We start from the raw sequence: 24,316 nt of genomic DNA, 5'->3' as shown, positions 1-24,316 counted from the left end.
TGCCACGGATTATAATCCGCAAATCAGTGTAATCTGGATATTATTAATGAACAATCAGCATCGAATTAACGGCGACATTTATCAAATACTGAGTTTACCTTCACTAAATTACTTTAGTGTTATCGAAATCAGGAACAGCATTCAATCAAACACCAATAAATACGGTAATAAAAATAATGCTCGCTTGTTTGTAGCAAGGCAGCTTCAATCACTTTTAGAAGCGGGCTTAATTATCAGCAAAGGAACTGGACGAAAAAAAGTATTCGCTAAAACCGATCTTTTCTATAAAACCGATTTTAAACTCATTGATAAACGAACTTATGGAGAAACTTATATTGCTAATAAACAACAGGATGACAATGGCCGTTCTTTAATATCTACTGAACTAGAAAAGGAAAGAAAAGATATTGAGGCTGAACTAACTGTCACTTTGGCTGAAATAGAAGAATACAAAGGTCTAATGAGAAGATCTGATGAACTAAGCTCATTGATCCGTCCGTTATATTCCGAAACAACACAAAAGGCAGCAACACTTATGGCTAAACTAAATGTTAGAAGTGGCGTGTTGGATCTCCTTAGAAATAAAGAGGCATCAACATGCTAAGGCCATGGCAGAATGATTGTATAGAAATCGCTGTGAATAAGTTTGCTAGCGGCAGCCAACATTTCCTCACACAAGCGACACCTGGAGCAGGAAAAACGCTAATGGCTGGTCATCTTGCGAAGAGATTATTCGAAAAAAATTTAATCGATCTTGTTGTCTGTTTTTCACCATCAAAAGAAATTTCAGATAGTATCAAAGAGGCTTTTTCATCGGTTCTGGACTGTGAGTTTGATGGAAAAATTGGCTCTGTTGGATGTTCAATTACGTATCAGTCGATGCGATTCTTGCCGCCTACGTTTTGGTCATCATTAGCGAAATACCGTGTTTTTTGTGTCTTTGATGAAATACACCATTGCGGTGGGGATAACCACGATAACAGTAATTCATGGGGACTAAGCCTACTCAAAGAAGTTCAGGCCGCCGCCAAATTCACTCTTGCATTAACGGGTACACCATGGAGATCTAATCTTACACCAGTTACCTTGGCCTCATATACTGATCCTGAAGGTGAAATAGTTTGCGATTATCAATACCCACTAGCTAAGGCTGTACAGGATAAAGTATGTCGCCAGCCGAAAATCGTCCTAGTTGATTGTTATCACTCAGTAGTTTCAACTCTAGAAACTAGCATCAGCTATCGCTCAATAAGCGAATTAATTGAGAAAGGTAAAGTTAGCTATTCGATGGTAATACGAAATGACGATGCTCTTACTCATATTTTGAGCGAAGCGGTTGGTCGTTTACAAAAAATAAGAATAGTCAACAAAAAGGCTGGAGGGTTGATTGTCGCTTCATCTGTAGAACATGCAAAATATATAGATAGAATCCTGAGAGAAGATTTCAAGCAGACAACAAATATAGTTACCTACAGAGAGCAAAATGCTCCAGATTTAATAAATCAATTTAGAACAGGTAATACTGAATGGATTGTGAGTGTTGGGATGGTAAGTGAAGGCACTGATATACCGCGTCTTCAGGTATGTTGTCACCTAAGCAATGTGAAAACGGAACTTTACTTCAGACAAATTCTTGGACGTATCCTTCGAACGACATCATGTGCAAATCAAGAGGCTTGGTTCTATACATTCGCAGAGCCAAACTTGAATCGATTTGCAGAGGAAATTGAAAATGATATCCCTGAAACTTGTATGTATATCAAGGCCAAACAAGAGCTTTATGGTTATAGCGACGTTCTAACGAACGAGAAAAACTCTCCTTTTTTAAAGCAGGAAATCCCCGTAATCCTTGAGCAAAAGCTACTTTGGGAAAGCAACCAGTCTGAACTAGCATCTTCTAACTTAAATACTTACGAGAGTACTGATGTCACACTAAATCATTTTAAACAAAGGGTAATTGAAGCATTTAGAATGCTATCTTAGCTCTTAGACCACCAAATGTAACATATGAATGTAAGCCCAGAGTGATTGTAGGAATAGCCCGATGGAGCGGTTTGAAGAAGTTAAAAGTCAGAATGGATACCAGTATTGGGTTATTGTAGTTTTAGCGAAGCAAGAGAGAATATAACTCGTTACACCATTGGCAATTACAGCTAACTCAGTCCCCATTAGTCTGTGCTAATGTATTGGGAAAATCTAAAACCATGGACAATTTTAGTGACCACTTCACTTCTGAAGCTGCGTTCGTTTCTCGACTGCTAATTCGCGATTCTTACTTGCTACATAATGTAGAAGTTAAAAGCTATGATTGCGAATCAAACAAAAAATACAATGTAATTAGGCTATTAATTCAAGAGTATCAGAGTAAAGGGTATCAAGTACTCATCCAAGTAGATGTTGATGGTAAGCCTGATAACCTCAATGAAGCTAACTATTGGGGATTGAAAGAGCATGTGAGTAAAGGTTTATTAAAAGGCGATGATATTTTCCCATTTAGTGAAGATTTAGAAGCCTCATATCCACCAGAACTATTGTCCGAGTTGTTGGCAGAAACTATGGGACTAGAGCAGCACCAAATATACAATGCGATCTTTGAACCTAAGTCAGATAAGAATACTCTATATAAAAGGTTGAAAGATGATCTTGGTTTTATGCCTAGTAAACCGAAACTCGCAAAGGATATTGCAGATTTAATCTCAGATTACGATTTAGTACATGATCTGGACTTTACTGATAATGAGGTTGTGAAATTCATTAAGTTTCTAGAGAGTCGTGCAATAGAAATATAGCAAATAAGGATATGTGTTGCGCTGTTAACAGCTGTCCGAAGTGTTGGACCAGCCCAAGCGACTTTATGTAAGTAAATGCTGAAAATATCATAAAGGGTGATGCTGAAAAGAAGTCGAGCATTACCCTTACTTTTCCTAATACCTTCTAGCTGAAATAGAGCAAATAATCTAAGCAGTTTTTGTCCAAAAGTGAGTTTCGATCTTTGTTGTCCAACGACAGCAACATAACTAGAGTTATTGGCGTAAAAGGTTCTGATAAGCCTCGATAATAATGACATGATTAAAACTAAGTGAAGTTTCGCTCTAGCGATGAGGTTGTTTAATTGGCATTAAGATAATGGGACGTTTTTGAGAACTTTAGTTGATCACTTCAAATGGTCTGTTTAGTCTCAGTTACTATAACCACAACGATTCAGGTTTGATATTGTTTAACTTTGATTAATCTGTGGGTGTTAATCGAAATAGTTTTTCTTTTAATTTCGAATTTTTTTTGCTTGGTATCTCGAATAGTCTTCCCATCCAATATTTGTTGGTGGCGGCTGCAACATATCTTTCGTTATTTTAATATCCTTATCAAAAGGGTTCTTCCAGGTAAGAGGTTTATCACCTGAGGTCAACCTTGATGCAAAAACTAAATCTTCTTCGGTGATAGTAGTATGCTGCTTATCAATTGCTTCAATAGATGCTTGATAAATGAGGTTTCTCAATGAACGCATATTTCCTTGAGAGAACGCATATAATTTTTTCTGCAAACTTTCGTTGGCTAAACCAGCCTGCTTTTCAAAAGGTAAAGCTTTATCAAGATGCATCAAAAACTTTTGAAATGTACCTGTACCCCCCTCGTAACTGAAGGGGCGTAGTTCAAACTGAATGGAGAATCGTCCATGAAGTTGTGATTTTGCTCCTAGTACAAGCTTTGAATATGGCATGCCAAAAAGAACAACTGGACAATTCGTTTTATTGAGTATCATTTTTAGCCAGTTAACTACTTCTGTGAGAATCCGGTTTGATTTTTCTTCAATTAAATGCTGAAACTCATCGATAATAATCAACCTAACGCCAACAGAACGTATTAAATCCGTAAGTTTTTTTGTCAACCTAGTTAGATCTGTATCATAAAGCGCTAGTGGTTCACCCATTTCCAGCAACAACTCTCTTGCTGCATCTACTGGCTTCGCATTACCTGGCAATTCGATATGTAAGACCGGAATTATATCGCCCCGAATTTCAGAATCTCGTTTGTTATTACTGAGATATTTTTTGATCACGGTCGTTTTTCCAACGCCCGATGCACCAAAAACCATCATACAAGTTGGCTCTGAGTCTAAGTCTGAAAAGTCTCTGCACCTATCCATATAACGCAAAATTTGTGTAACACTTGGAGTAGATACAAATGCTTTTTTTGCTTTTGATACACGAATTTCTCGAGAGTTATCCAACTTATAAATCCTCAAACATAATCGATATCCCAATCACCATCATCAGCAATGACAGTATCTACTTCATGTGCTTCTTTAGGTACAGGCTTAGTTGCGCTTACGGATTTGGCTCTAGCGCTGTTTTCTTGGTGTCTTGCAACGCGACGCCGAGCTGTGATTTTTTTTGTCTTAACAATAGATTGGTCAGCAATTTTTTCAATCTTTAATTCACTATCAATTTCTTTGTTTTCATCATAGTCTGCAGAATATAGTTTTGCTTTATGCTTCATATTGTACTTGTGCTGCCAGAGAGATACGCCACTTGCATATTTATAATCAATAGCAGGAACGGTGAAATATTCATTTTCATCTTGATCCAATACCCAAATAGTAGCCATACATTCAGGGTTATATTTGAATTGAACTTTATGATTTCCTCTCCGCCCTCGATACTCGGCTAAACGTTCGCTGCTATACTCAAGATCGTCATAAACAGTGATACCAACTTTGTTAAGTTTCTTATGGTCGACAATAGCGAATTTGAAGTCTAACTCATCTTTTGTCCCAGAAAACTCTTCGGGCTCCCATTCTTCACAGCCCCTTTTCCAAGCAATATTCGGACAATTAGTTCCTCTCTTATTCGGTTTTATATGATAAATATCTACTAACCAAATCAAGTAAATTTCTTTAATTTCATCGAGTGTAAGAGTCGCTTCTTTCACTGAATCGTAGCCTTCTCTCTGAAGGTATTGGCTGAAAGCTTTCCCTGGTAAGTCATCTAACAGACAAGTATTGATAGTACCGTAGTTACGTTCAATATTCGGTTTATTATCGGGCGTCTCGACTTTATTTTGATGTACATTTATCAACAGTGATTCACATGCTTTATCAAACGCTTTTGACAAAAACTCTTTACCATTATCAGTCACAAGTAAATCAGGAATCCCATAACATAACCAATCATTTTCAATCGATTCGTAAGAAGAAACTAATTCATCTTTGCGTTGTATTGCGTTCTTGAGCGCCAATGAAACCGAGACATAACTAGGGGGCTCAAAACCTAAATAAAAGCCAATTACGGCTTTGCTGTAACAATCAACTAACTGAGTCAGCCAAGGTCGTCCTATTGGAATTCTATGTTCTTTATGTACAGCAAATAGATCAACTACAGTATGATCTATTTCAACTCTCTCTAGTACATTAGACGTAAGGATCTTTTTGCCCATTCGACGAAATTCTCTCTTGGCTATTCGCTCACCTTTTTTGGCTTCTAATCGCTCGTAGGGAGTTATTTTTTTTACCCGTTTCCTTATAGCTTCATATGTTGCGTAATCATAATTCGTTCCGTGATTTAAATTATATTGACGAATTTTGCGCCGAACACGTTTATATGCAGAGTTAATATTGATTTTTCGCCCAGAGATAACACTTTCAATTGCTTGTTCTATAATGGCATCAACAAGTGTTGGAACTTTTGCTTCTCTATTACCTCTACTCTTGAAATCAGGGGCTAAACTAGTGGGGTTGTAGTCTGATTTTCGAAAAGCAAGCCACCATCTATAAATGGTAATTGCACTGGGTATTTTTCTTTTATGGTTACGTTGTAGCTCTGCGCGACGTGGTTCTATTGATTTGGGAACAAGCTTGTCACAATTCTGAGCTAAAAAGCGAAGAATGCATAGCCGGAAACTAATTTCTGCCGCAATTTTTTCGGGATATGCAGATATATCCTGATACGTAATACTATCCAAATTCTCAGTTTCAAAGACAGATTCACTTGATGTTAACTTAGCTTGTGAAGATACTGACTTTTTATGAAAACTCGAGAAACTTTTCTTAGGCATAACTACCCAACTCAAATTGAGATTCAAGAGAAAGCGGCTGATCTAAGTGCGTCTCGAGTAAACACCTTGATAGTAAATCGCATAGAATTGGTAAAATTGTTCGACCTTTTAGGCCCAAATATTCCCCTAATGACTTCGCAGACAGAGAGCCATTCTGCTTTAAGATGCTTAATAAAGTCTTTTGTATATTGTTCAAACCATCTCTTGAAGCATATCGATGCATGAGTTTGAGGTTATTTAATATAACCTTATTCCTAATATCGCTCTCTCCAATAAGTTCTAATTCTAGTCCTAAATCAGATGCAGCTTGGACTTTTGCTTCCCATTCAAAGCCAAAATCAGATTTATTTTTGGCATAATCTGTTTTCACTTCGTATAGAACAAACTCATGGGTATCAAACTGAACGAGAAAGTCAGGAACATAGGTGTGACACTTCCCATTGATAAAATATGTGAGTCGAATTGGTTGAGCACAAAAACGAACAATACTGGGCTCAAAATCAAAATGATAACAAGCATCGCATTCTAGAGAAGATTCTACAGTGATCCTCTTTCCCATCTTTGCGCTGGCAAAACGATGAATATTTTTACCACGAGATTTCTTTAGGTTTCGAGCTGGTGTATCAAAAGCATGTTCTAAAGCGGAAATAGTAGTTGCCGAGAGGGTTAGTAGGGAGGACATAAAATTGCCTCTTCACAGAAATGTCGTAAACTTACTAAAGTTTAGACCATGAAGAGGCAATATCAATTTATGGTTGTGATTATTATCAAGTTATGATGGTAATTATCACTTTATGGTTGTATCAACATTTTAAATATAAAATCAATAAATTACTCTTTACCGTAAACGTTGTTTTCTTGCTCTTGTACTCGAATAAATGTCGTACGCTTAGTTAGCTCTTTAAGCTGCGCAGCACCGACATAAGTACATGTTGAGCGAACACCACCCATAATATCTTGGATTGTATTTTCAACAGGGCCACGGTAAGGAAGCAGTACAGTTTTACCTTCTGCTGCACGGTATTTCGCCACGCCACCTGAGTGCTTGTCCATTGCACTTTGGCTAGACATACCGTAGAACTTCATAAATGTTTTGCCATCTTGCTCGATAAGTTCGCCGCCGCTTTCATCGTGCGCCGCTAACATACCACCAAGCATAACGAAATCAGCACCGCCACCAAATGCTTTTGATACGTCGCCAGCACATGAACAACCACCGTCACCAATGATACGGCCACCTAGGCCGTGCGCAGCATCTGCGCACTCAATAATAGCGGATAGTTGAGGGTAGCCGACACCCGTTTTCACACGTGTTGTACATACTGAACCTGGGCCAATACCCACTTTAACAATATCAGCACCTGCAAGAATCAGCTCTTCAACCATATCACCTGTTACAACGTTACCAGCACTGATCACTTTATCTGGGAATGCCGCACGTACTTTTTCAACATACTCAACAAGGTGTTCAGAGTAACCATTAGCAATATCAATACAAATGAAGATTAAATCATCTGTCATAGCCATGATGTCTTTGGTTTTTTGGAAATCAGCGTCAGAAGTGCCAGTAGAAACCATGGCATTATTCAGAACAGAGGCGTCGTTGCTGTTAATAAAGTCAGCCCATTGCTCTACCGTATAGTGTTTATGAACTGCTGTCATCACATTGTGTTTTGATAAGGATTTAACCATTTCAAAGCTACCAACAGAGTCCATGTTTGCAGCAATAATGGGTACGCCAGACCATTGACGACCACTATGTTTGAATGTAAAATCGCGGGTTAATTCAACTTGAGAGCGACTTTTTAAGGTTGAACGTTTTGGACGAAACAGTACATCTTTAAAGCCCAATTTCAAGTCTTGTTCGATACGCATGGTTATTCCTTAAACTTATCTTATCGAATGCTGCTCAACGAAATCGTTACTGGCAGGTAAACATTTTCGCCTAGTGAGCAGGCACAAAAAAACCGGAGCGTTGTCAGACGCTCCGGTTTTCAACATTATAGGAAGCAAATTTTCAAAAACAAGCCTATAAATGTAAATAAATGTGTATTTGTGACGATAAATGAAGATAAAACTAGCCTGATTTACTATCAAAGTAATACTTTTTATAAACTTTTCGCTTCCATTCTTGGTAAATCCTTGCATAATTTCCTGCGTAGTTTGTACTGATAAAAATAAAATTTGAAATAATTCGTATCTTTAAAATGAGAAGCTATTCTTAAAAGGTGGCCAGTTTGTAAAGCTATCTTTTTCTACGAAGGGTTGTGGGAAGGTTTAATTTGTTGAAGAAAAGAAAGGTAAGGAAAATTTTTCCTCTCGATTTTTACGGGGAAGATGGAAGTTGGCGTTTCATCATTCGGGCAGAGCAGCCTGAAGAGATCATTGATGCAATGTATTGGCGTGCTTATATTTCTTGTCATCGTAAAGATTTTGATTTGTTGCATATGGCGTGCGATAAATTTAACTACAAATATAACTACTCATCATCTGATTCTTCTGAAATACACTATGGTTTAGGCGGAACACCGTTGCGTGTCAATATGATGGGGCCTATCGTGTTGATGTCGACAATCCGAGATAAAGTGATTAACGTTACAGCCGATGGTACGGATATAACTGCACAAGCTGTCGCTTAAATTAATGATTAAAATTGAAAAAAGCGTTAAATAACTGAGTTATTTAACGCTTTTTTGTATCTGCTATTTATGATTTTTGTTTTTCTAGTAAACGCTGCTGATATTGTATTGGCGTTACCCCTCGATTTCTTTGAAAGGCTTTGTTAAAGCTTTGGACATTTTTATAACTTAAATTCGCCGCGATCTCTGTTATGGGCAGCCCGCGTTGCATGTACTTTATTGCAATGTTACATAATACATAGTTAGTGGTATCGGTGAATGTCCAGCCAAAGCGGTGCAATCGTCGTTGCAGCTGTTGCTTTGATAAGTCTAAACGTTGTGCAATAAAATCGAGATTAGGGTACTGGTAGTAGCGTGAATAATTGATCAACTCAAACATTAATTTTGCGGTATCAGTCGGTTGTGGCATGTTTAAAAAATCATCAAGTTGTAAATTTGACATTAACATGGGTTTTTTGAATTTAAGCACACGATTATCGACATGCTCTAATACTGACATAGGCAGCCAAACTTGGGTTGAATGTGCGTTCCAGCGAATAGGGCATTGAAAATAATCATTGATAGCTGAGTTGTGGGTTTCAGTGGTATTTAGTTGGATCTTTAATGGAGTGAAGTCGTCACCCAAATACTCACGAATTGTTTGAACAAATAAGATAGCTACCCGCAAATTATCATGCAGCCCTCCTCGTCCTTTAGAGTAAGGGTTGTGATAAGTCCATTTTAAGATATTGCCCGAGAGTTCGCTGTGGTATGACGCACCACTTTGCAAGCATGATAAGCCATAGTTGATTCGTCTCAGTGCTAATGGCAAATCGGGGCAACTTAAATACCATTCTCCTAATCCTCCCATTTGTTCAAATGTTATCTCTTTAGCTAGCTTTACCATATAAGCGGAGTCATCGGTGAGTTGTTCAATACGTTCTAACCAAGCCAAATAATCATTAAAAGGGAGCAGCGACATGCTTTCTTTAAGCAATAAATCTGGCACTTCAAGGTGGCTGAATGAAAGGTCGTAATGCTTTATGAGTGCACTATTAAGAGGCTTGATAAATAAGGTTCTTATAAAAGCAATATCTAACATGTTAGCAGACCGACAAAAAGTATCTAATGGATAGAATATATCAAATAATAGCTATAAATGATGTTTTCAATCTACTTTTGTTTCTCAATACAAAAAATTACTCACAATGAACTCAATTAATAACGCTAATCCGTTAAATAAGAATAATGACTAAATGACCGGAGAATTTAATGAGTTTATTTAGTATGCCTTTCACTGGCACGAACATAGATACGGTATTACATATTGTTGCAGGTGTTGTCTTGATTGGCACGATTGCAGCTATTGGCATTGGTTTTTGGAAACTACATGAACTACCTATTCATAAAGCATCAAGTAGTCAACATCACCAAATAGGATTAATTACAGCATTAACTTGGATAGGCTTTATCTGGCATTGGGTATGGGTTCTTGCCGTGATTATTGCGTTCGTTGATGGAGAGCAAGCACTGAAGCGATTACGTGATATCTGGCATGGCGATAGTCCTAATACAAAAACCAATAGTGTAGATAATGATTCATCTTTAGCGCCACCAACAAAAGAGGAGCAGACGAATGCTTGAAGGTTTAGCAGTATGGGCGCTATTTATTTATCTGCTTCGTTTGGTGGGTATGCCATGGAATAAGTTTACTAAGGCTTTTGCGTATATTGGCGGTGGTAGTTGGCTAGTGTTTGTATGGTACGGGTTAATTACGTTCGCACCGATGGATTTATCTGGAGGCTCACTAGTACAGTCACCCCATATTCAGTTAAGGCCTGCAGCAACAACAATTAATGGCCATGTTAAGGCTATTCACGTTACACCAAATAGTCAGGTGAAAGAAGGGGATTTAGTGTATGAGCTTGATACGGAACCCTATCGTATTGCGCTTAATAAAGCCCAAGCAAGTTTAGCATCAGCAGAAGTGGCTTTAGATATTGCTAAAGAAGATGTTGATATGGCCCAAGCGAGTTATCACGCCGCAGATAAAGATATTGAGATCGCGCAAAACCAGCTTGTTGCCGCGAATGAAGATTATAAATTAAAACAAGCAATGCTGAATCGCTATATTAAGCAAAATAAAGTCGTACAACATACGATTACGCAAAGTAAATTAGATGAGCAACGGACAGCTGTAGAAGTTGCTAAGTCACAAAAGGTGATGCTTGCTTCACAAATTGAAAAAGCAAAAATATCAGTGAAGAAAGCGAAGTTGGCATTAGAAAAGTCACGTTTAGCCGTGAATAGCCGTGAAGTTGATGTTGATACACAGCATGAAAATGTAGCAAAAGCACAATGGGATTTAGATCATACTAAAGTATATGCGCCTGCAGATGGTTATGTAACAAACTTTATTATGCGTGAAGGGCAGTTTGTCGGCTCTGTACCTCGTATGCAAATGTATACCGACGAAAAATACGTATTAATGCGAGTTAACCATCAGGCTATCCGTAATGTAAAAGTGGGACAACTGGCTGAATTTGCAACGGCAGTTTACCCTGGAAAGGTGTTTACCGCTGAAGTGGAAGGTATTGTTGAAGCGACGGGTGAATCACAAGGTAACTTGATTGGTCGAGAAACCAATGTGCGTCAAACAACGGGAGCGAATATGGCAAATAAACATCACTTCGTCCGCCTGAAAGTACTTGAAACGGAAGGTTATGATATTCCTATCGGATCGGTCGGTATCGGTTGGATCAGCGCAGAAAAGCCGATTAGCTTCTTAGGTTTCTTAGATGTGGTACGTGGGATCATCATTCGAATGAAGTCTCAGCTATTCTATGTGTGGTCAATGTAGGTAATCACTTACAATATATAATAAGCCAGCTCTCTTATTATAAAGAAGCTGGCTTTTTTAGTCTTGGCGTAACGTATTAACATTCGATATAGGGGTTGGGTAACGACTCACTATCCAATAGGTTGAAAGAATGAAAGTTGTTAATGTTACGATCTGAATAAATGTCTTTCCTTGTTCTGAAATTAATCCATTAGCGACGGCAGTGTAAGCGAGCAATAAAGAAAACTCGCTGGCTTGGCTTAATCTTGCACTCAACTCTTTGTTGATAGGAGCTTCTGTGTTTGAAATGATAAGAGCGCGATAAAATCCCCATGCCTTTAGACGAATCAGTACTACACCAAATAAAATCCCCCATAAAGTATAAATATCGCTGGCCAGTAAGTTAATGTTCGCACCAATAGCGAAAAAGAACAGGATTAAAAAAAACTCTCGCAATGGTTTCAAGTGAATAGAAATAACATTGGAAATGGGGCTAACGGCTAACAATGTACCCGCGATAAACGCTCCTGTTTCGTACGATAGACCAATACGATGGCTGATTTCAGCCCAACAGAAACACCACGCTAGGGTTGCGACAAAACTGTATTCTTGAATAACATCAAACTTTTTCATTAGCGGAAGCAGCATGAGCTTAACGGCGAAGTATGCACTTACAATCACAATGAGAAGCTTGGCGAATATCAAAACGATAGCAAGGTCGATACGCTGCTCGGTATCGATATTGAGCAGTAGTAAAACAGTAATGGCTAAAATATCTTGAATTAACAAGATACTGGTCATTATTTCTCCCATTTTCTGGTGGTGAAGCGTTGTGGTAGGAATTAACTTAAGGCCAATAACGGTACTAGAAAACATCATTGCGGCAGCTGTGATAATGGCATCTTTGAGAGGAAGTTGGATCATTAATGCAAAAAGCAATGTGCAAATGAAGAAGAATAGACTGCAACAAAGCGTGATAAGCGCACTTTCTTTAAACAGACGCAGCAAGCGTTGAGGTTGTAAGTTTAGGCCAAGTAAAAAAAGTAATAAAATGACACCAATATGCCCCATTTGGGTCATCGCTTCAGCATTATTGATCATGCCGAGCCCATAAGGACCAATAATAATACCCGCAACGATGTACGCGATGATGATCGGTTGCTTGGCAAAGAGGAACAAACTCCCTAAGCCCGCAGCGCTAATCACAATCGCGCAAAGCTCGAAAATCATGGTATTGATACTATCAACCATCGACACCTACCTAGCTATGAAACGCAGCATGCGTAGTTGATTGCAGAAGGCAATGATAAAAGCATAGTGGTTGCAAAAAAATTGGGTTGAATGTTTTTGCGACAAGAAATTAGGAATAGGTAAAAGCGGGTGTGTAACGTGATAAATAGCGAAGAGATAACGAGAAATAAACATAGATAACGCTTAGTTATCTATGTTTATTGATACTATTAAGCGCGATACCGTTTGTATTGCGATAAAATATCGGCAATCAATTCAGGCTCAGACAGCCCATCAACTAAATACGATTGTTGATTGTTTTTAATCATTACCTCAAGATGAATTTGTTCATTATCAGTGTTTTTATGGAGCTGTAATGCGTATTCATAAGGTTGATGTCGATTGTTATCAATCACCAAACGAATACGACCATCGATACAATAAAGATCGGTGTCAAAACCATCATCGGCCAGCTTTTTACTGGCTTTGGTTAAGGCTGATCTTGCAATTGTATAGATATCGGCATGGGAAGAATACTGCGCCATGACTTGTCTCCCTCTGTTCTAAAATATGCTAGGACGTTGGTAAACGTCTGTCGCTGTCAGAAGATTTTATCGGGCAAAGACAAGGTGTTACCAACTAAAAAATCTATCATTATCATCAGTTCTACTTATTAAAATGTAACCAATTATTAACGTATAACTCACTGATTTTAAAGCCATATGAAAGGAGGGGATATCCATTTCAGGAATAATCAATAGTCGATTTTTTTTATTATTTCATTTTAGTCTGAAATTTTAATCTCTGTTGCTACTATTGATAGGTGCAATAAATTCAATATGTTAAAGGAATATATGAATGTGTAAGCGTTACCTTACTTTAATCCCAGTGGTTGCTTTATTGACTCTCTCAACGGCCCATGCCGATTCTCTAATTCAAGGGTTAAATCGTGTCGATAACTCTATAGATAAAGTACAAAATACAATTCATGGAACGCAGAACTCGATACGCAATGGCCAGAATAAAGTTGATAATACACAACGTGCTATCAGTGAAATTCAAGATGGTACTTATGTAGAAAAGCGTGTTGAAAAAAAAGTACGCAACCAAAAGCGTAAAGTCGTGAATGGGGTCATTAATAAGTCATCGAATGCGATACGTAAAGCAACGAACGTTTATTAAGTTAAGCATAACTAAGTTAAGTATAGTGATAAAAAAGCGGCGATATCATTATCTATATAAATAGAATGATATCGCCGCTTTTTTTACCCATAATTTGGGTTAAGTATATAAGTCGTAATTATGAGTTTTGTAATTTCGCCTTCGCTTCTTTTCGCTCTGCTGCTCGACATGCTGCAGCGGTAAATACCACATCCGTTGAACTGTTGAGTGCCGTTTCTGCTGAATCTTGAATCACACCAATAATAAAGCCAACAGCAACAACCTGCATAGCTACTTCACTAGGGATACCAAATAAGCTTGAAGCTAAAGGGATCAACAGTAGTGAACCACCGGCGACACCTGATGCACCACAAGCCGAAACCGCAGCAACAACACTCAGTAAAACGGCTGTTGCTAAATCGACTTCAATACCTAAGGTATGAACGGCTGCAAGGGTTAATACAGTAATAGTGATTGCCGCTCCCCCCATATTGATGGTAGCGCCCAGTGGGATAGACACAGAGTAAGTATCTTCATGCAGGTTAAGATCTTTACAAAGTTTCATATTTACTGGGATGTTAGCGGCAGAGCTACGAGTGAAGAAAGCGGTAATACCACTTTCACGTACACAACGGAAAACAAGTGGGTAAGGGTTTTCAGCTGTTTTTACGTAAACAATGATTGGGTTAATAACAAAAGCAAGAATTGCCATTGAGCCTAATAGTACACCTAATAAGTGGGCGTATCCCGCCAATGCTGCAAAGCCTGTTTTAGCAAAGGTTTCAGAGACTAAGCCAAAAATACCGATAGGTGCTAAACGAATAATAAAGCGAACAATGAGTGTAACGCCATTCGACATATCATGGAAAACTTGTTTCGTTGCATCGCTTGCTTGGTGAAGCGCAAAACCAAGCGCTATAGCCCATGCCAAAATCCCAATAAAGTTACCGTTCATAAGTGCATGAACTGGATTATCAACAATCTTAAATAGCAGGGAACTAATGACTTCTGCGATACCTTCCGGTGGTGCAATTGAGTTAGAACTAGCAACAAGCGTTAAAGTGGTCGGGAAAAGAAAGCTCATCGCGACAGCAGTAAATGCCGCCATTAAGGTGCCAAATAAATACAACACGATAATTGGCTTCATGTTGGTATGAGTGCCTTTCTTTTGGTTGGCAATAGATGAAGCAACCAAAATGAAAACAAGAATAGGGGCAACGGCTTTTAGCGCTGCAACAAATAACCCCCCAAGAAAACTCACACTCATCGCTGATGATGGTGATAGTATTGCAAGTAATACACCAGCAACAATACCGACCATAATTTGTATAACTAAACTACCATTGGCCACTCTGGCTAAAAAAGGTTGTGATTGACTCATATAACATCCTGCATTTTATATTCTGTGAATAGCTTTTTATTTTGCTTCTGAAACATTTTTTAACAGGATCTGTTTGAAATAGCCAGTTATCTTTTTATAAGGTTTTAACCAACATTAATATAACGTTATATTTAACATTTTTTTATCAAAACATGGTGAATCGGCATACAAATAGCTTGTTTGATAACGATAAATGACAGTGAATGTATAATGTGTGTTAATGGATGTTGTGTGGTTATGCCAATCGTGATGAAAAGGCAAAAAAACAGAAAGAATTAAATGCTTTAATATGTAAGAAAATAAAACCTCTGCTACAGCATTTATATCTGCCACAGAGGTTTTTGAGGTCGCTATTAAATTTATATATTTATTTAGGATCTAAGTCTGAGAGAGATGATGCACGTGATGCAGTTGCTTTCAGTTGCTGTGCTTGATTAAGCAATTGCATAATACGTTTATCATTCCATTGCTGGCGATCTTGGCTGTAAGTTGATGCCATAATTTCAGCGACAGCATTATCTAATTGTTCTGCTAGATCTGGATTGGCAGAGAGTTTCTCACGCTGCTGCTGTTTCCATTGTTGGTAGTAAGTTTGAATTTGTACAGTTTCACGTTTGGTAATGGCTTCTTTCAACGCTTGCTCTACATTCGTCGTTCCTGATTGAAGCACGATTTCGGTATGTGATGCAGGCTGCGCTTTACGGGCTTTAATTAATAGTCCTAGTGTTATTAACCAAAGTAAGGCAAATACTGCTGTCGCCCATTGCCAGTAGTCATGTTGTGCTACATTATTACCCGCATTGTTAGTATTAGCGCTATGTTGAGGCGTAACAACGGATGGGGTTGTTAATGCTGGTGGCGTAATTGTATTGCCTGCATTGGGATCGACCGTTACATTTAATGTTAATCCATCAACTTTTGTGGTTTGCTGCTTTTCTTGCTGGGTATTCCACCAATTAATGCTAACCGCAGGTAATTCAATCGTGCCTGTTTCACGAGGAATGATGACTTGCTTTAACGTCATTGTTGTATAGCCATTCCCTTCTGAATATTCAGGTTTCTCATCATAACTTCTTACCGATGTTGGATACGTTAAGCTGATATTCGGCATATTACTTTGGGCAATATTTTTAATACGTAAGGTTAAAATACGTGTAATAGGCTCGCCTACTTTTGCATCTACGGTTGTTTTACCATTGACCGATGGTTGCCATACCTGATTGAGTTGCAAATCAGAGGTTGGTAGCCATAAACCTTTATAGTTACTTGGTTTTGCTTTAATTGTTAGTTCAATATTTTTTGCTGTTTTATCCACTGGCACTGTTAATGTTGAGCCGAAGCCACGACTCCCTTTAATCACGCTACCGCTGAATTTCGCACCATGTAAGGTAATATTCCCTGGCTTATCTGCTGTGATCTGGTAATTGCGGGTGATCACAATATAGCGACGTCCATTTTGAACAACTTCGTTTTGAGCATCTTGCCCAACTTGCGTTGCTGTTAGTCCATCACCATAAGGTGGTGCTAAAGTCGCTTGATCCATTTGCTCGCCAATTAAGATACGCACCCGATAATTAATTGATTCGCCCACATAGATGGTTGATTTATCGTTAATACCTTCAATGGAAATAGATGATTGCTTCGCATTGGCTGCCTGTGTTTGTTTACTGCTTTTTAAAACAGTAATCGTAATTGGTTCGGTTTTTGAGCTACCAATTTGAAACGCAGGGATAGTAAGAGTGCCAACCTTGGTTGCAGCTAGTGCTACTGTCCAACTAGTATTACGTGAGATAACCCCATTAATCATCGAAGTCCCGCTACTTACGCTAGGACGACCATAAGCAAAATCAGGACTTAATGGCGCAAGATCAAGTGAATTGGTATTCACACTATCATCGACAGCAACCGTTAATTGGAAAACCTCATTAACACCAACAATATTTTTAGACACTGTTGCTTCCGCTTGTGCCGCCATCACTTGGGTTGATAGTAGCGCACTGAAAAACAAAGCAATGTACAACAATGGTGTCGTTACTTTTTTGCCAAAAAATAATTTATTCATAAATCTATTCATTGTCCTATTACCATGAGTTCTCAGTTTTTTGCTGCGCTTCTTTCTGTTGCGCTTGCAAAATTAATTGAGCTCGGATCAAACCACTGGTGTCATCAGGCACTTGTTCCAATTTTTTCAAAATAGGGTTACTGGCTGAAAGCACATCCCCGTCTTTTGCTGCTTGGTCACTCATTCGTACTTGATTGTTGTTGGTTGTTTCTTTGTTTTTATCTTGTTCTGACTTAGTGGCTGATTTTGACTCTGCTTGCTGTTGCTGTTGCTGTTGCTGTTGCTGTTGCTGTTGCTGTTGCTGTTGCTGTTGCTGTTGCTGTTGCTGTTGCTGTTGCTGTTGCTGTTGCTTTGCTGCTTGTTTCGCATTTTCATCAGCACGTTGTTGTTCAGCCGCTTTTTGCTCGGCAGTTTTCTCTTTTTCTGGCTGTGATTGTTTATCACTACCTGCTTGCTGAGATTGCTGCTGATCTTTCCCTTGTTGTTTATCAGACTGACCTTGTTGCTGTTTACTCGTGTTGCTCTGATCCTGCTTTTGGTCATTTTGTTTCGATTGTGAAGACTGCTTATCATTAGATTGTTTGTTATCTGATGATTTCTGCTGATCTTGGTTTTGTTGTGACTGCTGGCTGTTATCTTGGCTCTGATTTTTGTTGTTAGAGCCTTGTGATTGCTGCTGTTGCTTGTCACTCTTCTGCTGATTCTGCTGATTCTGCTGATTCTGCTGATTCTGCTGATTCTGCTGATTCTGCTGATTCTGCTGATTCTGCTGATTCTGCTGATTCTGCTGATTCTGCTGATTCTGCTGATTCTGCTGATTCTGTTGCTGTTGTTTCTTTTGTTGCTCCAGTGCTTTCTTCACTATATCGAGGTTTTTCTTAACATCGGGGTAGTTAGGATCGGCTTTCTGTAGCTTTTCATAGGTATCTACTGCTTGCTGTAACTTCCCACTTTGTGCATAAGCATTACCTAGGTTGTACTGCGACATTGAATCATGTAATGGTTTTAAGGTTTCAATGGCTTGTGCATAATTTTTTGCTTTATATTCAGCGATACCTTTCCATTGCGGAGATTCAAAATCTTGTGCCGCTTGCTTATATTTACCATCGGTATAAGTTTGGTAAGCTTGCTGCTCAGCATTTACCCATGGGCTCGCTTGTGCATGATCAATAGGTAAAAAGAAGAACATAGTGGCAATGACAACGCCACGGCGGAAACCCAGTAATGCCAGTAATAACAAAGGTAAAACTAACCAAAATCCGCCATTTAAACGTTCTTGCAGTTCTTTTTGTTGATCTTTTTTACCGCTATCTTGTGGTTTTGCAGTGAAGTGGACAATCGCATTAACATCTTGATCTGTCGGTTGAACCATCTGCAAAATACCACCCGTTTGCTTAACAATAGGTTCTAGTGTTTTCAGGTTAATTTTTGAAATAACAGGAGAGCCATTATCCATTAATAATCGACCATCAGGCAGTGGAACAGGTGCTCCATCAACTGTGCCCATTGCTAAGATAGAGACACGATATTTAGTACCTTTTAATTCGGCTAAACTTTTAGCTGATTCCTGCTTAGACATACCATCGGTCACTAAGATAATATCACCCGTACTATTACCAGCCTGTTTAAGTAACTTTATCGCTTCAGCAATACCTGCCGCGGCATTACTACCAGGAATTGGCATAATCTTTGGCGATAGGCTAGGGATCAAGTTTGCTAAAGTATGACTATCTTCAGTTAACGGGCTGACTTCATAGCCATCTCCCGCATAGGTGACTAAACCCGTACTGCCTTCTTTCCAGCCCGGTAACATATCAAGCGCTTTAAAACGCGCCTGTGTTAAACGGTTCGGTTTTATATCGGTCGCATACATAGAGCGGGACATATCCATTACCAATACGCGTGCGCCACTTAAGTTATAAGCAGGTAGTTTTACTTTTTGCCAACTAGGACCAGCCATCGCAATAACAGCGATTAGCCAGCCCAAAGTGAGTATGGCAATGGGCCATGATGTCGATTTAGGCTGAGCCATACCTAATTTTTTTGCTAGGTGTGGCGCAATTAACCCCGTGGTTTGTTTCTTGGTTTTAAGCCAAGGTAAAAGAAAGACTAATGGCACAAGTGCCAAAAACCACATAGGGTGCATAAAAGTAAAATTAGCCATGACGTCTCCTCATAACAGCAATGACGACAGAAAGTAGTAATGCTATGGCTAAAGGATATTGGAACAACTCATCACGTGGACGCCATGTTTGCTGGGCGTTATTGACAGGTTGAAGTTTATTGATGATGTCGTAAATTTTCTCAAGCTGTTGTGGATTACGTGCTCGGAAATATTCACCGCCCGTCATCTTGGCGATTTCAGTTAAAGTCTTTTCATCAAGATCTTGTGATGGATTGACGATGCGATCACCGAAGAAACCTTGTTGCACCATTTGATCGGCACCAACACCTACGGTATAGATTTTCACACCGCTTTCTTTGGCTAATTTAGCGGCTTCAAGTGGATCAATTACACCAGAGGTATTTGCACCATCACTTAATAAAATAATTACCCGTTGTGGCGCTTTACTGTTAATAAAGGTTTTTGTCGCAATACCTAGGCCTTCACCAATTGCAGTGCTTTGCCCAATTAAGCCTAAAACAGTACGATCTAGTTGTTGTTCAACCGTCTTACGGTCAAATGTAAGAGGTGTTTGTAAGTAAGCATGATCAGCGAAAAGGACTAAACCTAAGCGATCACCTTTTCGTTTTTCAATAAAATCCGATAACACATGTTTTACCGCGGTTAAGCGATCAATACTTTTCCCATTTTTAGTCACCATATCTGGAATTGACATTGAGCCCGATAAATCGACAGCTAATAACATGTCACGGTGTTCTGGTTTTATTTCGATAGGATTCCCGTACCAAACCGGTCTTGCAGCAGCACAGACAAGACAAGTCCACAGTAAAGCCATTAATACTTTACGTATGATAGAGCGAGGCTGTTTTTGACCAACACCGCTGGGTAATTTGGGTAATTGAATTGCCGCAGGTTGCACAACCGGTTTACTAAAACGGTAAACGAGCCATGCTAAAGGCAACAATGCCCAAGCCCAAAGCCATACAAATTCAAACATTTGAAGACTCCTTTTGCGTCATGCTGGGTAGTTTTCGTGGCGGCAAAGCATGTTTAAGCCATGTGTTTGCCATTGTTTTACATTGTTGAAAGTCATCATGACTCAGTGGCGTATTTGAAAATGAACCTGATAGCCATACCGATTTAAGTTCTGAAAAACCACTATATTTTACGGGCAGTTGATTATCTAAAAATGCCAACCATGCCTCACCTGTTAATGGTGCAACAATGGTGCGCGAGTAATAACTTAACGCGGCTTGTTTTAGTAACGTATTGAGAGCGGGTAACCCTTGTTCTGCTGTTATTAGCGACAGTTTCTGTAATGCTTCTTTTTGTGCAGCATCAGCATGCTTTTTACGCCTAATAAAAGTGACGACAACTGCAATAGCGAGAATCACCACGGCAAATAATACCCACCATCCCCATGCTAAAGGCCAAAAGTTTGGAGCTTGAGGAAGATGTATATCCGCTAAAGGGAGTTGCTGAACGCTTGGTGTTGCCATTACTTAACTCCTTTGACGCGTTGTTAATTGCTGCAACAAAGGTTCCGCTGCAGATAAATAATGTAGAGGGATCGCAAGTGATTTCGCAATATCAGCCACAAAGTTTTGATGCGTTAGATACTGCTGACTTAATGAATCACGTGTTTTCTTTGATGAAAAATTAAGCCATGCAGATTGCTCTTTATCAGCAACATGTTCATAGCCTCTAAATTGTGTTTGTCCTTGTTCTAGTGGGTCATGGATTTGGACAAACTGAATTCGATTATGTTGACGTAATTGTGTTAAACGTCGCTTATCATTAAGCGATAATTGGTTAAAATCGCTGATAATAATAATTTCACTGCCTTTAGAACAAAGGTGGTGTAACCGTTTTAATGCATCAGAAAAGTTAAATTGTTGAGGCTGTTCTAATGCATTTAATGCTAACTGCTGTGATTCAATTAGCTTATTGATGATATGAAGTGGACCTTGCTGGCGTGCCGTTGGCTTACATTCATTAACATTCAAACCGTTATAAATTACTGCCCCTATACGATCTTGTTCACTTATAGCAAGCCAGCTTAATAAGCTAGCAAAGTGAGCCGCTTGAACAGATTTCAGCATTAATTGTGAGCCGAATTGCATGCTTCGGCTTAAATCAATAAGCAACATAACGGGTTGCTCGCGCTCTTCCGTAAAGAGTTTGGTATGTGTTTTGCCAGTTCGTGCGGTTACACGCCAATCAATAGCTCTAATATCATCACCAGCTTGGTAGGGACGTACTTCTGAGAAGTTCATCCCACGTCCTTTGTGGCGACTTTGATGTAAGCCATTTAACTGTGACCAGATACTGTGCGCTGGTGGCAACCAACGCACGGCCTGATTCTTATATTGCAGTAGCTCAGCCAAACACACATTAACCCCATCGCTATGGGGTGGCAGCGCTACGGTTAAGTGTGATTTGCTCATATACTAGCGACCTGTGAAATCAATTCTTCAACTACGCGATCTGCGGCAATCCCTTCAGCTTGTGCTTCATAGCTAAGTAATAAGCGATGACGTAAAACAGGGGATGCCATTGTTTGAATATCTTCTGGTGTAACAAAATCACGACCACTTAGCCAAGCGTGAGCTCGAGCACAACGATCAAGGGCTAATGTTGCACGTGGGCTAACACCCATTTGAAGCCAATCTTTAAGCTGAGAGCTGAACTTGTCAGATTGACGTGTCGCCATGACGAGACGAATAATGTAATGCTCTACATCTTCTGCCATATGAATGTTAAGCACTTCTTTTCGCGCAGCAAAAATGTCATGTTGGCTAATATGAACAGGCTCTGCTTTTTCAATACCTAAAGCTTCACCACGATTTAGACGTAATATCTCTAATTCACTTTCAGCACTTGGATAATCGACATTAAGTTGTAATAAAAAACGGTCTAATTGTGCTTCAGGCAGTGGGTAAGTACCTTCTTGCTCAATGGGGTTTTGCGTTGCCATTACGAGGAATAACTCAGGTAATGGGTATGTTTTTCGACCAGCAGTGATCTGCTTTTCAGCCATCGCTTCAAGCATTGCAGCCTGTACTTTTGCTGGTGCTCGGTTGATTTCATCTGCAAGAATTAATGAGTTGAAAATAGGACCGGGTTGAAAAATAAACTCGGCAGTTTCAGGACGAAAAATATCAGTACCTGTTAAATCAGAAGGTAATAGATCGGGCGTAAACTGAATACGGTGAAAATCACCTTCAATACAATCAGAAAGCACTTTAACAGCGCGTGTTTTTGCCAGTCCTGGAGGACCCTCTACAAGGATGTGTCCATCAGCCAGTAAAGCAATTAATAACTGTTTCACTAAATCGGGTTGACCAATGACTTGGCTTTGTAAGTAGTGATTTAATCGTTGAAAAGTACTCGCTAACATAAATTCATTTTCCTATAGAGCTTACTTAATACATTAAGTAAAAAACCTGAGACTATCTAATATGGCTTTAGTTCACGTTTTTTAGATTATCAGAATAGCTGTTAACCATTCATTCGATACGTTTCATGGCGTTTTATATATATCAGGGCTGCAAGAAAGTTATCAAGTCACTTATGTCGTCTTATGTTTTGAATTACTGCAAACAAAGGTTGAGATAGAGCTGCTCAAAAAGTAAACGCTAAGTAGTATTTCAAAGATGGCGCATAACTTTTCTCACAACGTCTTAATAAGAAATGCATTATTAACAAATATATAACGTGTTTTATTGCACGGTTAACAAGATTTCTAACAGTATTTTTTTTATTGGAATAATAAATTTATCCAAGAATGCTCTGATATTAATCCATAAATATATTGTTAAATTCAAATTTGTCACTTTAGTTATATTGACACTTTTGTTAATACCAGTGACAAATAGCGTTGAAATTGTTAATTCCTTTCTTGCCATCAATATGCATCTGTGTTGTTATATTAAATATGCAACGTGTTTGTAATACATCTGTATTATATGTGGCTTAATATGTGAGCTATGTTGTATTAATGATTAGATAGAGCTCATAGGTTGAATTGTTTAAATTTATGGAACAAACCTTGAGCTTATTAAGTGTATTAATAATTTGATAGAAAGGAAGGAGCCTTAAATGAGTAAGGTAGCATTAGTTACAGGTGCTAAAGGTGGTATTGGTTCATCGATCACTCAAGCATTAGTCGATGCAGGTTTTCGAGTAGTTGCAACATATTATCCAACAGGTGAAAAAGCGGCTCAAGAGTGGTTCGCGGATAATAATTATTCATCTGAGTCTGTTCGACTATTTCCACTCGACGTAACTGATACGAATTACTGTCAAGAAGCGTTAGCAACATTGCTTCAGGAAGAAGGTCAAATCGATGTGCTAGTTAACAACGCAGGTATCACTAAAGATACGACATTCAAGCGTATGACTGCTGATCAATGGAATGCAGTAATCAACACAAATTTAAATAGTCTGTTCAATGTTACTCAGCCTTTATTCGACTCAATGTGTAATAAAGGTAATGCTCGCATTATTAATATTACATCAGTAAATGGACTTAAAGGTCAGTTTGGTCAAGCAAACTATTCAGCAGCTAAAGCTGGCATGATTGGCTTTACAAAAGCACTAGCAGCAGAAGGCGCACGTGCTGGCGTAACGGTAAATGCGGTCGCTCCTGGTTATACCGGCACGCCAATGGTTGAAGCGATTAAACCTGAAATACTTGATTCAATTAAAGCTGAAATTCCGATGCGCCGTTTAGCGCTACCACAAGAAGTAGCGGCAACAGTGACATTTTTAGCAAGTGATGCAGCAGCCTATATTACTGGTGAAACATTATCAGTAAATGGCGGCTTATACATGAACTGATCAAGAT

22 protein-coding genes are annotated in these 24,316 nt (G+C 38.9%); 8 read left to right on the top strand and 14 right to left on the bottom strand.

The annotated features are described in order from the left end of the window. Positions 1–46: 46 nt before the first annotated feature. From C9J40_RS10910 to C9J40_RS10895, 3 genes are all read left to right on the top strand, one after another. Positions 47–604 carry a hypothetical protein gene (locus C9J40_RS10910; RefSeq protein WP_107246837.1) on the top strand — a complete coding sequence of 186 codons (558 nt, stop codon included), beginning with the start codon at positions 47–49 and terminating at the stop codon, positions 602–604. Then, positions 598–1,983 (top strand): DEAD/DEAH box helicase, encoded by a 1,386-nt coding sequence (locus C9J40_RS10905; protein WP_107246835.1) that lies wholly within the window; start codon positions 598–600, stop codon positions 1,981–1,983. Before C9J40_RS10910 ends, C9J40_RS10905 begins: the two co-directional genes overlap by 7 nt. A gap of 221 nt (positions 1,984–2,204) precedes the next feature. Next, entirely contained in the window at positions 2,205–2,789 is a 585-nt protein-coding gene (locus C9J40_RS10895) for a hypothetical protein (protein WP_107246834.1), read from the top strand. 473 nt (positions 2,790–3,262) lie between these two features. On the opposite strand, the gene C9J40_RS10890 is transcribed toward C9J40_RS10895, so the two are convergent. The 4 genes from C9J40_RS10890 to C9J40_RS10875 form a co-directional block, all read right to left on the bottom strand. Beyond that, on the bottom strand, positions 3,263–4,228 hold the full coding sequence (locus C9J40_RS10890; RefSeq protein WP_107246832.1) for a TniB family NTP-binding protein: 966 nt from the start codon (positions 4,226–4,228) through the stop codon (positions 3,263–3,265). Positions 4,229–4,239: 11 nt separating this feature from the next. After that, the gene (locus C9J40_RS10885; protein ID WP_107246830.1) at positions 4,240–6,051 is read right to left on the bottom strand and encodes a Mu transposase C-terminal domain-containing protein; all 1,812 of its coding nucleotides are present in this window, start codon (positions 6,049–6,051) and stop codon (positions 4,240–4,242) included. Beyond that, positions 6,044–6,733, bottom strand: a complete 690-nt coding sequence (locus C9J40_RS10880; RefSeq protein ID WP_107246829.1) for a TnsA endonuclease N-terminal domain-containing protein — start codon at positions 6,731–6,733, stop codon at positions 6,044–6,046. The genes C9J40_RS10885 and C9J40_RS10880 overlap by 8 nt, the downstream gene beginning before the upstream one ends. Before the next feature lie 149 nt (positions 6,734–6,882). Beyond that, a complete protein-coding gene (locus tag C9J40_RS10875; RefSeq protein ID WP_107207012.1) occupies positions 6,883–7,926 on the bottom strand; it encodes a GMP reductase in 1,044 nt (347 codons plus the stop codon). Between the two features lie 410 nt (positions 7,927–8,336). On the opposite strand from C9J40_RS10875, the gene C9J40_RS10865 reads away from it, so the two are divergent. After that, positions 8,337–8,690, top strand: a complete 354-nt coding sequence (locus C9J40_RS10865) for a hypothetical protein (protein ID WP_107207010.1) — start codon at positions 8,337–8,339, stop codon at positions 8,688–8,690. Positions 8,691–8,757: 67 nt separating this feature from the next. On the opposite strand, the gene C9J40_RS10860 is transcribed toward C9J40_RS10865, so the two are convergent. Next, positions 8,758–9,771, bottom strand: coding sequence for an AraC family transcriptional regulator (locus C9J40_RS10860; RefSeq protein ID WP_107246827.1), 1,014 nt, complete (start codon positions 9,769–9,771; stop codon positions 8,758–8,760). 170 nt (positions 9,772–9,941) lie between these two features. Here C9J40_RS10860 and C9J40_RS10855 point away from each other — a divergent pair, with 170 nt between their 5' ends. Next, on the top strand, positions 9,942–10,313 hold the full coding sequence (locus C9J40_RS10855) for an MFS transporter (RefSeq protein ID WP_107246826.1): 372 nt from the start codon (positions 9,942–9,944) through the stop codon (positions 10,311–10,313). Further along, positions 10,306–11,529, top strand: a complete 1,224-nt coding sequence (locus C9J40_RS10850; RefSeq protein ID WP_107246824.1) for an HlyD family secretion protein — start codon at positions 10,306–10,308, stop codon at positions 11,527–11,529. Before C9J40_RS10855 ends, C9J40_RS10850 begins: the two co-directional genes overlap by 8 nt. Before the next feature lie 57 nt (positions 11,530–11,586). Here the strand turns inward: C9J40_RS10850 and C9J40_RS10845 are convergent, their stop codons facing one another. Continuing rightward, positions 11,587–12,759 (bottom strand): cation:proton antiporter, encoded by a 1,173-nt coding sequence (locus tag C9J40_RS10845; protein WP_107246823.1) that lies wholly within the window; start codon positions 12,757–12,759, stop codon positions 11,587–11,589. Positions 12,760–12,968: 209 nt separating this feature from the next. Continuing rightward, positions 12,969–13,283 (bottom strand): hypothetical protein, encoded by a 315-nt coding sequence (locus tag C9J40_RS10840; protein WP_105061871.1) that lies wholly within the window; start codon positions 13,281–13,283, stop codon positions 12,969–12,971. A gap of 313 nt (positions 13,284–13,596) precedes the next feature. Between C9J40_RS10840 and C9J40_RS10835 the strand changes: the two genes are divergently transcribed. Continuing rightward, positions 13,597–13,920, top strand: a complete 324-nt coding sequence (locus C9J40_RS10835) for a hypothetical protein (protein ID WP_107246821.1) — start codon at positions 13,597–13,599, stop codon at positions 13,918–13,920. Positions 13,921–14,038: 118 nt separating this feature from the next. On the opposite strand, the gene sstT is transcribed toward C9J40_RS10835, so the two are convergent. The 7 genes from sstT to C9J40_RS10800 form a co-directional block, all read right to left on the bottom strand. After that, positions 14,039–15,280 carry a serine/threonine transporter SstT gene (sstT, locus tag C9J40_RS10830; RefSeq protein WP_107207005.1) on the bottom strand — a complete coding sequence of 414 codons (1,242 nt, stop codon included), beginning with the start codon at positions 15,278–15,280 and terminating at the stop codon, positions 14,039–14,041. A 367-nt stretch (positions 15,281–15,647) separates the two neighbouring features. Then, positions 15,648–17,342 carry a BatD family protein gene (locus C9J40_RS10825; RefSeq protein ID WP_107246820.1) on the bottom strand — a complete coding sequence of 565 codons (1,695 nt, stop codon included), beginning with the start codon at positions 17,340–17,342 and terminating at the stop codon, positions 15,648–15,650. Positions 17,343–17,361: 19 nt separating this feature from the next. Further along, a complete protein-coding gene (locus C9J40_RS10820; RefSeq protein WP_107246818.1) occupies positions 17,362–19,506 on the bottom strand; it encodes a VWA domain-containing protein in 2,145 nt (714 codons plus the stop codon). After that, positions 19,499–20,464: a VWA domain-containing protein gene (locus C9J40_RS10815; RefSeq protein WP_107246817.1), complete on the bottom strand. Its 966-nt coding sequence runs from the start codon at positions 20,462–20,464 to the stop codon at positions 19,499–19,501. Before C9J40_RS10815 ends, C9J40_RS10820 begins: the two co-directional genes overlap by 8 nt. Further along, complete coding sequence (locus tag C9J40_RS10810; protein WP_107207001.1) at positions 20,457–20,966, bottom strand: DUF4381 domain-containing protein; 510 nt, start codon at positions 20,964–20,966, stop codon at positions 20,457–20,459. Before C9J40_RS10810 ends, C9J40_RS10815 begins: the two co-directional genes overlap by 8 nt. Before the next feature lie 3 nt (positions 20,967–20,969). Then, positions 20,970–21,914 (bottom strand): DUF58 domain-containing protein, encoded by a 945-nt coding sequence (locus C9J40_RS10805; RefSeq protein ID WP_045130227.1) that lies wholly within the window; start codon positions 21,912–21,914, stop codon positions 20,970–20,972. Next, entirely contained in the window at positions 21,911–22,867 is a 957-nt protein-coding gene (locus tag C9J40_RS10800; protein WP_107246815.1) for a MoxR family ATPase, read from the bottom strand. Before C9J40_RS10800 ends, C9J40_RS10805 begins: the two co-directional genes overlap by 4 nt. Before the next feature lie 701 nt (positions 22,868–23,568). Between C9J40_RS10800 and C9J40_RS10795 the strand changes: the two genes are divergently transcribed. After that, a complete protein-coding gene (locus C9J40_RS10795; RefSeq protein ID WP_107206999.1) occupies positions 23,569–24,309 on the top strand; it encodes an SDR family oxidoreductase in 741 nt (246 codons plus the stop codon). The last annotated feature ends 7 nt before the right edge of the window (positions 24,310–24,316 follow it).

It is taken from the genome of Photobacterium sp. GB-72, assembly GCF_003026095.1.
Classification (GTDB): domain Bacteria; phylum Pseudomonadota; class Gammaproteobacteria; order Enterobacterales; family Vibrionaceae; genus Photobacterium.
Note: the sequence above shows the minus strand (reverse complement) of the source record. Positions and strands in the feature narration are given on the sequence as shown.